This is a genomic window from Vibrio sp. A1-1, assembly GCF_021728175.1.
GTDB classification, from domain to species: Bacteria; Pseudomonadota; Gammaproteobacteria; order Enterobacterales; family Vibrionaceae; genus Vibrio; species Vibrio diabolicus.
Map to the genome: position 1 here is coordinate 272260 of NZ_JAKKCL010000002.1, position 14338 is coordinate 286597.

Here is a 14338-nt window from a genome sequence, read left to right on the forward strand (position 1 = left end):
GAGCCGAAGCTCTCCTTTTTCTTTTTTAAGACTTAGGTTTGTTCAGTTTAATCACCAGCAAACATATAGCCTTCGCCGTGCACCGTCACAAAAATTTGTGGGTTCTTTGGATCAAACTCCATTTTTGCGCGCATACGTCGAATAAGAACATCAATAGTACGATCATTGGGAGCATCAACTCGGTGGCTGATCATATTCAAAATACGCTCGCGACTTAACACCTGGTTAGGGTAAGACGATAACGCCACCAAAAGTTCGTATTCTGCTTTGGTCAATTTTACGGGTTCGCCGTTACGGCTCAGCGCACGACGTTGAATGTCGAATGTCCACTCTCCAAAACGTACAATATGTTCTTCACTGGTTTCGTTCGCTTTCGCGCTACCGCTACGCGCTGCTGAAATACGCCACAGCAAGTTTTTAACGCGAACCAACAATTCCCTCAGTTCAAAAGGTTTTGTCACATAATCGTCAGCGCCCATTTCTAGGCCTACGATTTTATCAATGCTATCCGTGCGTCCTGTTACTAATATGATACCAATATCCGATTGGCTACGTAATTCACGAGTAAGCATCAGGCCGTCTTCACCCGGCAGGTTGATATCCAGCATGATTAGGTCTACATCACCCGCTTGCAGGACCTCACGCATTTCTGCGCCACTCTCTGCTTCGCTGACTTGGTAACCCTCATTTTGGAAATATCCCGCAAGCTTACTACGAGTTACAACATCATCTTCTACGACTAATACGTGATAGCTCATTTACACCACTTTTCTGTCTTCTTATTATCCAAGACGTATTCTATTCATAACTAGTAACATTTCTAGTCATAGATACATTAAAAAGCAAGATTTAGCGTTTTTATTGATTCAAAACAAGCTTACCCATCGCTATTAATAAACGTTAATTTTTGACCATAAAACATAATAATTATAGTTACTGCTATTCATTTTAATTGATTACACTTAGGGGATATCCCTAATTGACTTTGTGATGCACAACTTGAAGCATCATTCAGGAGCCCAAGATGCAAGAAGTGAAAGCTTTTAATGAAAAACGCGCTGAAATTTACTGGTGGTTTTCGAGCTTGTTCGCAAAAGAGCTAACAGAGAAAGAGCTGGAAGCCTACCACAGTGTTGAAATTCGCAGTTTTCTAGCAGGTTTAGGTGAAAATGAGTCGCTGAAACCAGCCGTTGATAGCCTAGTTGATGCGCTAAACCGATTGCAAGATCGTGAAGACGCTCAATTGGAGCTTGCTGCTGACTTTTGTGAACTGTTTTTGAAGACAGAAAAATACGGCGCTCTTCCTTACGCATCGATGTACATCGGTGAATCAGGTTTGCTGAATGACAAGCCCGCCGAGGAAATGGAAAAGTTGATGGCAGAATTTGGCGTTCAAGTAGATGAAAATCTAAAAGAGCCAGCGGACCACTTAGCCGTTGAACTAGACTTTCTCGGCAACATGATCATCCGCTCAAACGAACTTGAGCAAGAAAAACACATGGAAGAAGCCTTCGTTAAACAAAACGACTTTATCCAGCAACAGTTGATGTCTTGGTTACCTCAGTTTGCAGACAAATGTAAACAATTCGACGAATTTGGGTTCTACTCGAGCGTCGCGAAACTATTAGTTGCATTTTGTAAACTAGACAGCGCTTACCTTCTTGGTGAATAATTGCCGCCTATTTTTAAGGAGCCCGCCTATCGGGCTTCCTGTATACCTGAAATAACTGAATGTAAGTAAGTTGGGTATATTATTCGTTTGCCTTAACTTAGCTCAAAGACGCTTGGTTATTTAGCAGTCAAAATGTGACTTCAAATACACAAATCTCTTGCTGAAAACATTGCTAGTCAGTCCACATAGGGCTAAAATGTGAGCGCAAACGATTAAATATGATTTATATGTAAACCGCTGAAATATAGCGGTTTTTGTGTTTTTTAACAGGTTGATGGCAATTTCTAATCAGATAGAAAAAAGATAAAATTCATCGACCGATGCTGCTACGTACCCTTTTGTCGTGCTTGGACCAACCGCTGCCGAAACACTTAGCGCCAACCTTAGATTGCTGGGTGTAAACCATTAGAGCATCAGGTACATCCAACACGACATATTTCAGTAGCTCGATACAGGACACCATTTATGGCCACTATAAAAGACGTTGCTCGCTTAGCCGGCGTTTCCACTACGACAGTTTCGCACGTTATCAATAAAACGCGTTTCGTTGCAGAAGCAACGCAAGAAAAAGTAATGAAAGCCGTGGACGAGTTGAATTACGCGCCAAGTGCTGTTGCACGCAGCCTAAAGTGCAACTCAACTCGTACGATTGGCATGTTAGTAACGCAGTCAACCAACCTATTCTTCTCAGAAGTGATTGACGGGGTTGAGAGCTACTGTTACCGCCAAGGCTACACTCTGATTCTGTGTAATACGGGTGGGATTTACGAAAAACAACGCGATTACATCCGTATGCTGGCTGAAAAACGTGTTGATGGCATCCTAGTGATGTGTTCTGACTTAACCGAAGAGCTTAAAGAGATGCTTGACCGTCATGCCGACATTCCTAAAGTGGTCATGGATTGGGGTCCAGAAAGCTCACAAGCGGACAAGATCATGGATAACTCAGAAGAAGGTGGCTACATCGCAACCAAACATCTGATCGACAATGGCCATACTGATATTGCTTGTCTAAGCGGTCACTTTGAAAAACTTGCTTGCCAAGAGCGCATTGCAGGTTTCCGTCGCGCGATGAGCGAAGCAAACCTAACTGTAAATGAAGATTGGATCCTTGAAGGTAACTTTGAATGTGATACGGCCGTATTAGTCGCAGATAAAATTACAGCAATGGACAAACGTCCGACAGCGGTATTCTGCTTTAACGACACAATGGCTCTGGGCCTAATGAGCCGCCTACAACAAAACGGCATCAAAGTTCCTGATGATATTTCAGTGATCGGCTACGACAACATCGAGCTTGCGGAATACTTCTCTCCACCGTTAACAACTATCCACCAACCTAAACGTCGTGTGGGTAAAAATGCGTTCGAGATCCTACTTGAGCGAATCAAAGATAAAGAACACGAAAAGCGAATTTTCGAAATGCAACCTGAGCTTGTAATTCGAAACACCGTGAAGAAAATGAACTAAAATTCGCCAAATATAACGATGTCAAATAAGCGCTCTAAAAGGGCGCTTATTTTTTATCTCTAAATAACTTTTCCCTGACTTAGGTTTGTTAGACAAAAAGCCTCGAATCTCTAAGTCTCTGTTTTATATGTAGGTAAATCACACTCCCTCACAACCTCGAGATCATCCCGCCTTATTCTCAAATATGCACAAACATGCGCTTGTCGACACTTTTTATTGAACCAAAATCACACTTTTACGGGTAAAACGTGATGTTAATTCAATATACGAAGTATGCTCACTCTGTCACGCACAGGGCAAACCATTCGAAAGGGTGGGACGCAAAGCCTCCGGCCTGAACCATAGTACTATATGGAAGGTAGCGGGGTTACCGATGGCAAGTGTGCAAGCGATGACTTTACCCTGTAATGACATTGCTTTTGCGCATGTTTGCTACTCTCTCGGACCTGACTTTTGGTGGCGTAATATTAATTACACCGAGATAACAAAACATGGATAAACCGATACTCAAAGACTCTATGAAGCTATTTGAGGCACTTGGTAATATCAAGTCGCGCTCAATGTTTGGTGGCTTCGGACTATTCGCTGATGAAACAATGTTTGCACTAGTTGTAAATAATCAGCTTCATATAAGAGCAGACCAACAAACTTCATCTGACTTCGAGAAACAAGGGCTAAAGCCTTACGTTTATAAAAAACGTGGCTTCCCAGTCGTTACAAAGTACTACGCAATTTCCAACGATTTATGGGAGTCTAGCGAACGCTTAATCGAAGTAGCTAACCAATCGTTGAAAAAGGCAAAGCTTGAAAAAGAACAGCAGGCAACTACAAAGCCTAATCGCTTAAAAGATTTGCCTAACTTACGACTGGCGACTGAACGCATGCTGAAAAAAGCAGGCATTGAGTCAGTAGAAAAACTGGAAGAGGAAGGTGCACTTAACGCTTATAAAGCGATAAGAGATACGCACTCTGCAACCGTCAACATTGAGCTGTTATGGGCACTAGAAGGGGCTATTAACGGTACTCATTGGAGCGTTGTACCTCAAGCTCGCCGAGATGAGTTGATGAACGGCCTCCAATAAAAGTCGGCCTTAAAAACTATCTTGTAAAACCGCAGTCTAATCTGCGGTTTTTTTGTGAAATTTTTTCGACTTTCCTTCTGTCTTATTACATATATCCCAAATTGGAATCATAAATATGAATAAGAAACTGATATTAGGCCTAATACTGGTCGCGATCATTATCTTTTTAGGCGTTAACTTTAGTCAGTATTTAACGTTGGAAAATGCAAAAGCCCAACAAGAAGCGCTGACCACATACATCGATCAGAACTTTGTTTTTTCGGCAGCTATTTACTTTTTTGCCTACATTGCAATTACCGCTTTTTCTATTCCTGGTGCTGCTGTGGTTACATTACTTGGTGCGGCTCTATTTGGTTTTTGGACGAGCTTATTACTGGTTTCTTTCGCCAGTACTGTGGGTGCAACGCTAGCATTTTTAAGCAGCCGATATTTGCTGCGTGACTGGGTACAAAACAAGTTCGGCAATAAGTTAATCGCAATTAACCAAGGTGTCGAAAAGGACGGTGCATTTTATCTATTTTCCTTGCGTCTCATTCCGGTATTCCCTTTCTTTCTTATCAACTTGTTGATGGGCTTAACGCCAATGTCTGTAGGTCGATTTTACCTTACTAGCCAAGTAGGTATGTTGCCAGGCACTGCAGTTTACTTAAACGCCGGTACTCAGCTAGCAACAATTGAAAGCCTGTCAGGCATTATTTCACCTGCGGTATTGGCCTCTTTTGCGTTACTGGGGCTGTTTCCAATCATCACTAAATGGGTTATGAATAAAGTAAGGCCAACACCGAGTCAGCAAAACTCATAATTAGTAAGTGGACGTGTTTAATGAAAATATTCATTGCTAAAAACCCAGCAGAAGCGCATATCGTGTGCGAATTATTGAAAACCGAGCAAGTCTACTGTGAAGTCCGCGGAGAAGGTATTTTCGGTTTAAAAGGAGAGCTGCCGTTTAGTGATGATACCGATCCTTATGTCTGGCTTTTTGACGCCAAACAACAAGTAAAAGCAGAAGGAATAGTACAAGCCTACCGCAAACAATCCGATGGAAATGAGTATCAAGATTGGCAGTGCCCGAAGTGCCATGAGGTAAACGAGGGGCAGTTTGGTGCTTGTTGGCAATGTGGACATCAAATAGGGGAGCCTTAATAACTCCCCTACTCCTACTCAATCGATTTATTCAGCGCTAAGCAGAAACCGTTTGCTGCTTAATAAATTCGATGGAATGTTGATTGAAATCTTCAGGGCGCTCAACATTACAAACATGACCACAGTTGGGGATCTCTCGTAAAACACTAAGCTTATGCGCCGCAACCATTTCTTTAACAGGCTTAATAAACATGTAATCTCTGTCGCCCATTAAATAGAGTGTGGGAATGGGTAACTCTCGATCTTTAAAATACTTCATTAAAGGATTTACATCAGCAGCAAGAATAAACCAACGTTTAAATTCTTTTTGGCAAAGCTTCTTGGCCTCACGAATAAAAAGATGGCGAGACTCTCGCTGGCTTCTCTGTGGCATAACAATGTACGCAAAAAGTTTGTAGAGCCACATGTACGGCAGAATGTGCTTACAAAAATTACCTAATTTAACCAATATTTGAGAACGAGTATTGAGCCTTGTGACAGCGCCACCGAGTACCATTGAACGCACGCGCTCTGCTGATAATTCAGCAAGGTTTCGAACAATAATGGTACCAAGTGACATACCGACAAAATGAGCGGATTGGATCTTTAAATGGTCCAATACTTTCAAAATATCTTGGGTAACTTCCGTAAAGGTATAACGGCTGGCAATGAGCTCTTTAAGTAACTGATTTGACTTTCCATGACCTCTTAAATCGATCAGCAATAAGTTAAAATGTTGCTTGTAAGCTTTGATTTGCTTGAACCAGATAGAAGAGCTACCGCCAGCACCATGCACAAATACAACCCACTCATGACTAGTAGGGTGCAAATAGGTTTTATGAAAAAGTAGCGGCTGGGTCATATTCAAGTATCAAAAAGGTCGTGCTATTGAGTAAAAAGCCATCCTACCACACTCCCCTTACTCAAGATAATAAAGGCACCTCATTCGGTGCCTTTCGTTACAATTTTAAGTCAATTTAACGCCGAATTGTAAAGTTGCAAATAAGCTTCTGCGGACTTTTGCCAACAAAAATCTTGTTGCATCGCGTGCAACTGTACTTTATTCACTTCAGGTTCGTTTTGAGCATAGAGCAACAGTGCCCTTAGCATCGTTAACAACAATGCCTGCGGTGTCGGTTCGAAAAAAACAAACCCCGTCGCTTCAGAAGGGTTCACATCATAATCGTTGACACTGTCTTTTAGACCACCGACACCACGTACTATCGGCAATGTACCGTAAGCCATACTATAGATTTGATTCAAACCACATGGTTCAAACTCAGAAGGCATCAGAAAGAAATCAGAACCCGCTTCAACGATATGCGCAAGTTCATTATCATAAGCTTCTACGAAGACAAATTTACTAGAAAACTGTGCAGCAACCTCTTCTAGCTGAGCGGCTAGTAAAGGGTCTCCGGTCCCAACGACAACTAGTTGAACATCGTGCTTCAAAAAATCAGCCAAAGCAGGCAACAAGTAATGCACACCTTTCTGCTGGGTCAACCGACAAACCATACCAAACATAGCTACATCTTTTTCAGGCAAATTTAGCCGCAGTTGTAATGCTTGTTTACACGCTTTCTTGCCTTGCGTCATACTTTGTTGGTCAGCGCAGTAATTAACTGGCAAGTAAGTATCCGTTTCCGGGTTCCAAGCACTGTAATCACAACCGTTCAAAATACCAACTAAGTCCTGCGCGCGTTGCTGAAACTCCCAAGCCATTCCATGACTGCCAAGCTCTGTTTTGAGTTCCTCTGCGTACGTAGGGCTGACCGCGTTTATCTTATCTGCATTCATTACACCAGCTTTGAGCATCGTAATATGCGTTGCACTCACCGCAGCATCGGGAACGTGTCGACAATGAAACTCTGGCAAGCACTGCACGTCTTCATAACTAAATACGCCTTTAAAGACCGCATTGTGAATTGAAATGACGCTTTTAGTATGAGCAAAAAACGGATCATTGCCATACCTGTGCTTGAGCAAAAATGGAACAAGACCAGTGTGCCAATCGTTCGCGTGTATGATATCCGGCTGAAAAGCAAGCTTTGGCAACATGTCTAAACATGCCGCACTAAAAAACGCAAAGCGCTCACCGTTATCGGTATACGCTTGGTTGTTCTCCGCATACATCGATGGTCGATTGAAATACGGCTGACAATCAATCAGATAAACAGGATTTTGACCTAGCATGAGCCGCAGAACTCGATACTCCGTATGCGGCCATGATGTTAGTTCTGTTTCTAATACAACTTCTGCGTCAGCGAGTTTATCAATACTGCTGTACGCAGGGATGGTAATTCTTACGTCTTGCTGTAGGTTTTGAAGGGCTTCCGGTAGTGCCTTGGCAACGTCTGCCAAGCCACCACTTTTAATGAGACCTTCAACCTCAGAAGCTACAAACAGAATAGATAAGTTGTTAGTAGCCAACTCGAGCTCCTTTCGGAATAACAACAATGCCCTCCTCAGATACATGGAAGTGTTTTTTATCTTCTTGAAGATTCACACCAATCTGAGTACCAGGAGCAATATCGGCATCCTTATCGACAATCACACGACGTAAAACACAGCCTTCGCCAATTTTCACGTCACCAAGAAGGATACATTCGCTGATATCGCAAGCAGATGCAATATTACTGCGGAACCCAAGCACCGACTTTTCTATTCTTGAGCCTCTGACGTAACTGCCATTACATACCAAACTGTCGATGATCTGAACACGGCCATTATCAGAGTCTGTAAATGTCGCTGGCGGCAGTGGAGGATAATAAGTATGCAGCGGCCATTTACGGTTATATAGTGAAAACGGTGCGTCTTTTTCTAGCAGATCCATGTGCGCCTCCCAGTACGCATCAATGGTTCCCACGTCACGCCAGTACACCTCTTCTCTTTCACCGCTGATTTTGTTAGTACTGAAGTCATACACGAACACGTCACCTCGAGGGAACATCTTAGGAATAATGTCCTTCCCAAAATCATGTGATGAAGCTTCATTATCCGCATCTTCAACCAACTCAGAGAATAACACCTGAGCCTCAAAAACGTAGTTACCCATTGAAACTAAAGCGTAATCAGGATCGCCAGGAATTGACTTCGGGTTTGCTGGTTTCTCTTCAAAGCCTATCATGCGACCTTCACTGTCCACTTCGATAACCCCAAATTGCGACGCCTCTTTTAGTGGCATACGCAATGCTGATACCGTGAGAGAAGCCTGTTTCTCTGAGTGGAAGTTCAGCATTTGTTTAATATCCATCTTATAGATATGGTCAGAACCAAAAATACAAACTTGCTCTGGTTCCTCTAGTTCCATAAAACGGAGGTTTTGATAGATCGCGTCTGCCGTTCCTTCGTACCAACGCTTACCAGTGCGCATTTGAGCAGGAATAGGATCGATAAAGCGGTCAGTGATGCCATTAATGTTCCAGCCCTTTTTTAAATGATGGAACAAAGATTGAGATTTAAATTGGGTGAGGACGTAAATGCGCATTAAATCCGCATTTACAAAATTGTTTAGAGCAAAATCGATCAATCGATAGCTACCACCAAACGGTACCGAAGGTTTACTACGAGATTCTGTTAAAGGTCTCAAACGAGAGCCTTCACCGCCAGCAAGAATCATTCCCAAAACACCAGCCATTTGTTGTTCTCCATATCGTTATAGCTTGGATTTGGTACTCGCTTGAATGAGTCATACTCGGGGAGTCAAGCGAATACATTTACTAACCGTATCAGGAGTTTCTTTGAACTCTTACAACACGATAAAAAAGCTACGGCACTTCCAGTATGCAACGTCCACTCTTTTCTTATTTTTCGACGCAAAATGCACACAGTTGCACTAATTTTTGTAATAAATTATCTAAGCAGGTTCTAAATTACAATTTTTAATACGCCATTCTGTGTTCCATACAGTTCTTGCTTACTCAAGACGATATCTAGATCACACATGCAAAAGCAAACGATTACATTATGAAAACAATTTACGAACGGATTCACTACACCACCGACTTTTTGAGCTTAATATATAACAAATATATGAACGCAAAATGAAAGTTACGACGAATGTTTTTTACATAAAAAATACGTTCGCTACCAATAAATCGTGACTCTGGTGTTTTCTAGCGACAATGGTGCTTGTTAAAGTGAGGAAAGGTCGATTAGAGGAAGAATGCGCAGGAGAAAACTGTCGGCCCCTACGCAAAAAAGGCAGCGATATCGCTGCCTTTTTACATTACCTTAATGGTGCATTTTTATGCTTTCGCTTTTTTACGCTTATCTGTGACTTCCCACTTACCTTCAACAAAGAGCGCTGTCCAACCAGATGGTTTGCCGTTCTCTTCCGAACGAACGTAGTTCTCTTTTGTTTTGCGACTAAAGCGTACAACTGCAGGACGACCATCAGGATCTTCTTGCGGTGCGGTCGCTAGGTATTTGAACTTCTCAGGTAAACGCTCTTCAAAACGTGCCAGTTCAGCAACCAAAGGAGCACGTGTCTCGCGCGATTTAGGGAAGTTGCTTGCCGCCATAAATAGACCTGAAGCACCATCACGAAGTACGAAATACGCATCTGAGTTTTCACATGGTAACTCGGGGAAATGAACAGGATCTTCTTTCGGTGGCGCGACTTCGCCATTCTTCAGAATCTTACGAGTGTTCTTACACGTTTCACTCGTACAGTCCATGTATTTACCAAAGCGACCGTTCTTAAGCACCATATCTGAGCCACATTTGTCACATTCAACAACTGGACCATCATAGCCTTTGACTTTGAACTCGCCGTATTCAACAAGGTAGCCCTCACAGTTAGGGTTATTACCACAAACATGCATCTTACGCTTGTCATCAATCAGGTATGCGTCCATCGCCGTTTCACAGATCGGACAACGCTTTTTAGCACGAAGCGCGGCCGTTTCAACGTCTTCTTCTAGAACGTTAATAATACCCTCTTCGTCACCCAAGTTGATGGTTGTCTTACAACGCTCTTTTGGTGGTAACGCGTAACCAGAACAGCCTAAGAACACACCTGTCGAAGCAGTACGGATACCCATTGGACGGCTACACGTCGGACACTCGATATCCGTCATGACGATGTGGTTTAACTTCATACCGCCTTCTGACTCATCCAGCTCCGCTTTTTCAAGATCGCCAGTAAAATCAGCAAAGAAGTTGTCTAACACAGCTTTCCAGTTCACTTCACCTTCAGCGATTTGGTCCAATTTCTGTTCCATACGCGCAGTAAAGTCGTAGTTCATCAAATCGTTAAAGCTGTCATCAAGGCGGTCGGTAACAATTTCGCCCATTTTTTCGGCGTAGAAACGACGCTGATCAACTTTTACGTAACCACGATCTTGAATCGTAGAAATGATCGATGCATAAGTCGAAGGACGGCCAATACCTCTTTTTTCCAGCTCTTTAACCAGTGCTGCTTCAGTGTAGCGCGCAGGTGGCTTTGTAAAGTGCTGTTTAGGGTCAAGTGACTCTAAGCTTAGCTTATCGCCAAGTTGTACCGCAGGAAGGATTGTATCCTCGTTTTTGCCCATTGGACGTTGTACACGAGTCCAACCGTCAAATTTAAGGATACGGCCTTTCGCTTTAAGCGTGTATTCTGCTGCTTTTACGCTGATGGTTGTTGAATCGTATTCTGCTGGCGTCATTTGACACGCGACAAACTGATTCCAAATCAAAGCGTAAAGTTTGTGCGCATCAGCATCGACACCTTGCAGGTCTTCCGCTTTAACACCCACATTTGATGGACGGATCGCTTCGTGCGCTTCCTGTGCACCTTCTTTACTGCCATACGTCAGCGGTTTCGCTGGTAAGTACTTATCACCAAACTCAGAACCAATAAAGTCACGTACAGCGTCCACAGCCTCGGCACTTAGGTTAGTCGAGTCCGTACGCATATAAGTGATATAACCAGCCTCATAGAGGCGCTGAGCTAGCATCATGGTCTTTTTCACACCGTAGCCCAGACGTGTACTCGCTGCCTGTTGAAGCGTAGAGGTGATGTAAGGTGCTGAAGGCTTGCTCTTTGTAGGGCGGTCTTCACGCTTACATACTTCGTAACTTGCATTCTCAAGCACAGACATCGCTGCTTTGGTTTCTGCCTCATTAACTGGCTTAAACGCAGAACCATCTTTCTGAGCAACAAGCAGTTTAAAGTCCGCTTTGTCTTTCGTTTTCGTATTCGCATGAATATCCCAGAATTCTTCTGGTACAAACGCGTTAATCTCACGCTCACGCTCAACTAATAGTTTCACCGCAACAGACTGCACGCGACCAGCAGATAAACCACGAGCCACTTTCTTCCAAAGTAGAGGTGAAACCATAAAACCAACGACACGATCCATGAAGCGACGCGCTTGTTGGGCATTTACACCATCCATGTTCAGCTCACCAGGTGTCTGGAAAGCTTGTTGGATCGCGTTTTTCGTAATTTCGTTAAAAACTACACGTTTGTATCGCTCTTCATCGCCACCGATGATCTCACGAAGGTGCCATGCGATTGCTTCCCCTTCGCGGTCCAAATCGGTTGCGAGATAAACGCAATCTGCGTCTTTGGCGAGTTTTTGTAGTTCGTTGACAACTTTTTCTTTGCCTGGAAGGATTTGGTAATTCGCTTCCCAGTCATGATATGGGTTAATCCCCATTTTTTTGATCAACGCTTTGCGGTCTTTCTCTTTTTTAACGCGCGCTTTCTCTTCCGGACTCATCCCTTTTGTTGAGATGGCTGCGGCTTTTTTCTCACCAGTGCTTTGACCGGCCGTAGGCAGATCACGCACATGACCAACACTAGACTTAACAATAAAGTCTTTACCAAGATACTTATTTATCGTCTTTGCCTTGGCTGGTGACTCCACTATAACGAGTGATTTACCCATAACTGACTCTAACGTCCTTCATAATAATGCGGGTAGAAACCTTGTTTAAAGGCCACCCGCATAATGTTCTATTTCATTGCTTCTTTTTTTACTATTGTGCGAGATGAAAAGAAGATCAACTGCTTTTTTGAAATTCAGATCCGATTGGTTGACAATTCATCGTCTTTATACTTCAAAGAGACAGGGTTCTGAAAGGTATTGAGCGGCATATCTAAACAGGCAAACTTAGCATCCGCTAATCCAATGCAATAAATTTTGTTACGCATCACAAAATAGTTTCGTTCAGTGGCTCTGTCATATCCTCCAACTAATCATACTTTCACTCTAAAAATTGATCTGTTTAGGCTAAGTGAACGATTAACTGAATTAATCATGCAAACCCATTTTAGTTGTAGGTATACTCAGCGTTCTCAACTGAAATGAATGGTAGAAAAAGTATGTCAGATAGAACGTTTATCGAAGAGTTCGACCTTCTTTTGATCGCTAACCAAATCATCCAAGAGCACGATGATTACATCGAGGGAATGCGAGCAACAAGCGTAGAAGAAAAAGAAGGTGTTTTAGTTTTTAAAGGTGAATACTTCCTTGATGACAAAGGTTTACCAACTTCAAATACGACTGCAGTATTCAATATGTTCAAATACTTAGCGCATCACCTTTCCAAGGAATTTACGCTGGTTAAATAGTAGCGGAAAACAAAAATAGCCAGAGTGTTATTCACTCTGGCTATTTTTGTTTCAGGTCAGAATATTTAGCAGCTTAAAGCCTTAAGTTTGTCGAAGTAGTCAGGGAACGTTTTCGACGTACACTTTGGATCGTTAATCGTCACAGGCGTATCACTAAGTGCCACCAGCGAAAAACACATCGCCATTCGATGATCATCGTAAGTATCAATCGCAGCATGCTTTAACTGAGAGACAGGTTTGACGATGATGTAGTCTTCCCCTTCTTCCACTTCCGCACCAACTTTACGTAATTCCGTCGCCATAGCTGACAAACGGTCTGTTTCTTTTACACGCCAGTTATAAACGTTACGAATAGCGGTAGTGCCTTCGGCAAATAACGCTGTTGTCGCGATGGTCATTGCAGCATCAGGGATATGGTTGTAATCCATATCGATGCCTTTCAATTGACCAACACGTGAAATTACGTAGTCATCACCCCATTCAATTTCTGCACCCATTTTTTCAAGCGCATCAGCAAATTGAATATCACCTTGAATGCTGTTTTTACCGATACCCGTGACTTTAACTTCTCCGCCTTTGATGGCTGCCGCCGCTAAGAAGTAAGAAGCAGAAGACGCGTCACCTTCAACCAAGAAATCACCTGGAGCGATGTATTGCTGACCGGCAGGAATCACAAACTCTTGATAGTCGTTGTTGATCACATCGACCCCAAACTGCTTCATGATATGCAGGGTGATATCGATATAAGGCTTAGAAACCAACTCGCCTTCGATGTTGATGCGAATTTCACCTTCAGCCAATGGCGCAGACATTAAGAAAGCGGTCAAGAACTGACTTGAAATGGATCCATCGATAGAAACTGTACCTGCTTTTAGGCCAGTACCGACTATTTTGAGAGGCGGAAAGTTCTCGTTCTCCATGTACTCAACCTTCGCACCAGCATCTTTCAGTGCCGTGACAAGGTGACCAATTGGACGCTCTTTCATACGAGGTTCGCCCGTCAGTACATACTCCCCTTCTCCAAGACAAAGAGCCGCAGCTAACGGTCGCATCGCAGTGCCAGCATTACCGAGAAATAACTCTACCGGTTCTGAGACAGAAAACGGACGCCCAAGGCCTTCAACGAGACATTCTGTTTTATCTTCGGAAAGTTGGTATTGAACGCCGAGTTTAGTCAGCGCATTCAGCATATGACGGATATCATCACTGTCGAGGAGATTAGTAAGGCGAGTTTTGCCTTTAGCAAGAGCAGCAAGTAAAAGAGCTCGATTAGAAACGCTTTTAGAGCCAGGAAGATTCACTTCCCCTTGAATTTTATTGATAGGTTGTAACGTTAGGCTTTCCATTAAAAGTTGATAATCCTTTGTGCCCTCAACATACGATTTTTATGAGAGCTAAACAATTCTTCGTGAATTCAGACTACCCAAA

The 14338-nt window shown here is 43.0% G+C and carries 12 protein-coding genes and 1 riboswitch; of the genes, 6 read left to right on the plus strand and 6 right to left on the minus strand.

Features of this window, described 5'->3' with window-relative positions; genetic code table 11:
- Positions 1–47: 47 nt before the first annotated feature.
- On the minus strand, positions 48–758 hold the full coding sequence (torR, locus tag L3V30_RS05295) for a two-component system response regulator TorR (protein ID WP_005390726.1): 711 nt from the start codon (positions 756–758) through the stop codon (positions 48–50).
- 266 nt (positions 759–1024) lie between these two features.
- Between torR and torD the strand changes: the two genes are divergently transcribed.
- The 5 genes from torD to L3V30_RS05320 all read left to right on the plus strand — a co-directional run bounded on the left by torD (position 1025) and on the right by L3V30_RS05320 (position 5367).
- Positions 1025–1672, plus strand: coding sequence for a molecular chaperone TorD (gene torD, locus L3V30_RS05300; protein ID WP_006742122.1), 648 nt, complete (start codon positions 1025–1027; stop codon positions 1670–1672).
- A 465-nt stretch (positions 1673–2137) separates the two neighbouring features.
- Complete coding sequence (gene purR / locus L3V30_RS05305) at positions 2138–3142, plus strand: HTH-type transcriptional repressor PurR (RefSeq protein ID WP_005390722.1); 1005 nt, start codon at positions 2138–2140, stop codon at positions 3140–3142.
- 285 nt (positions 3143–3427) lie between these two features.
- A riboswitch (cyclic di-GMP riboswitch) is annotated at positions 3428–3517 on the plus strand.
- A 116-nt stretch (positions 3518–3633) separates the two neighbouring features.
- The gene (locus L3V30_RS05310) at positions 3634–4224 is read left to right on the plus strand and encodes a TfoX/Sxy family DNA transformation protein (protein ID WP_005390721.1); all 591 of its coding nucleotides are present in this window, start codon (positions 3634–3636) and stop codon (positions 4222–4224) included.
- 115 nt (positions 4225–4339) lie between these two features.
- Positions 4340–5026, plus strand: coding sequence for a TVP38/TMEM64 family protein (locus L3V30_RS05315; protein ID WP_237308480.1), 687 nt, complete (start codon positions 4340–4342; stop codon positions 5024–5026).
- Positions 5027–5046: 20 nt separating this feature from the next.
- Positions 5047–5367: a hypothetical protein gene (locus L3V30_RS05320; protein WP_005390719.1), complete on the plus strand. Its 321-nt coding sequence runs from the start codon at positions 5047–5049 to the stop codon at positions 5365–5367.
- Positions 5368–5404: 37 nt separating this feature from the next.
- On the opposite strand, the gene L3V30_RS05325 is transcribed toward L3V30_RS05320, so the two are convergent.
- The 4 genes from L3V30_RS05325 to topA form a co-directional block, all read right to left on the minus strand.
- Entirely contained in the window at positions 5405–6208 is an 804-nt protein-coding gene (locus tag L3V30_RS05325; RefSeq protein WP_006742124.1) for an alpha/beta hydrolase, read from the minus strand.
- Positions 6209–6318: 110 nt separating this feature from the next.
- Entirely contained in the window at positions 6319–7776 is a 1458-nt protein-coding gene (glgA, locus tag L3V30_RS05330; RefSeq protein WP_237308481.1) for a glycogen synthase GlgA, read from the minus strand.
- Positions 7766–8983 carry a glucose-1-phosphate adenylyltransferase gene (gene glgC, locus L3V30_RS05335; protein ID WP_005390714.1) on the minus strand — a complete coding sequence of 406 codons (1218 nt, stop codon included), beginning with the start codon at positions 8981–8983 and terminating at the stop codon, positions 7766–7768. Before glgC ends, glgA begins: the two co-directional genes overlap by 11 nt.
- Before the next feature lie 610 nt (positions 8984–9593).
- Positions 9594–12224 carry a type I DNA topoisomerase gene (gene topA / locus L3V30_RS05340; RefSeq protein ID WP_005390711.1) on the minus strand — a complete coding sequence of 877 codons (2631 nt, stop codon included), beginning with the start codon at positions 12222–12224 and terminating at the stop codon, positions 9594–9596.
- Between the two features lie 437 nt (positions 12225–12661).
- Between topA and L3V30_RS05345 the strand changes: the two genes are divergently transcribed.
- Complete coding sequence (locus L3V30_RS05345) at positions 12662–12910, plus strand: YciN family protein (protein ID WP_005387884.1); 249 nt, start codon at positions 12662–12664, stop codon at positions 12908–12910.
- A 65-nt stretch (positions 12911–12975) separates the two neighbouring features.
- Here the strand turns inward: L3V30_RS05345 and aroA are convergent, their stop codons facing one another.
- Entirely contained in the window at positions 12976–14256 is a 1281-nt protein-coding gene (aroA, locus tag L3V30_RS05350; protein ID WP_237308482.1) for a 3-phosphoshikimate 1-carboxyvinyltransferase, read from the minus strand.
- Positions 14257–14338: the final 82 nt, after the last annotated feature.

Excerpts from the sequence above, each read along its gene's own strand:
- L3V30_RS05320 (WP_005390719.1), top strand. The coding sequence starts at position 5,047 with ATGAAAATATTCATTGCTAAAAACCCAGCAGAAGCGCATATCGTGTGC.
- purR (WP_005390722.1), top strand. The coding sequence starts at position 2,138 with ATGGCCACTATAAAAGACGTTGCTCGCTTAGCCGGCGTTTCCACTACG.
- aroA (WP_237308482.1), bottom strand. The coding sequence starts at position 14,256 with ATGGAAAGCCTAACGTTACAACCTATCAATAAAATTCAAGGGGAAGTG.
- L3V30_RS05345 (WP_005387884.1), top strand. The coding sequence starts at position 12,662 with ATGTCAGATAGAACGTTTATCGAAGAGTTCGACCTTCTTTTGATCGCT.
- topA (WP_005390711.1), bottom strand. The coding sequence starts at position 12,224 with ATGGGTAAATCACTCGTTATAGTGGAGTCACCAGCCAAGGCAAAGACG.
- L3V30_RS05325 (WP_006742124.1), bottom strand. The coding sequence starts at position 6,208 with ATGACCCAGCCGCTACTTTTTCATAAAACCTATTTGCACCCTACTAGT.
- L3V30_RS05310 (WP_005390721.1), top strand. The coding sequence starts at position 3,634 with ATGGATAAACCGATACTCAAAGACTCTATGAAGCTATTTGAGGCACTT.
- torD (WP_006742122.1), top strand. The coding sequence starts at position 1,025 with ATGCAAGAAGTGAAAGCTTTTAATGAAAAACGCGCTGAAATTTACTGG.
- L3V30_RS05315 (WP_237308480.1), top strand. The coding sequence starts at position 4,340 with ATGAATAAGAAACTGATATTAGGCCTAATACTGGTCGCGATCATTATC.
- torR (WP_005390726.1), bottom strand. The coding sequence starts at position 758 with ATGAGCTATCACGTATTAGTCGTAGAAGATGATGTTGTAACTCGTAGT.
- glgC (WP_005390714.1), bottom strand. The coding sequence starts at position 8,983 with ATGGCTGGTGTTTTGGGAATGATTCTTGCTGGCGGTGAAGGCTCTCGT.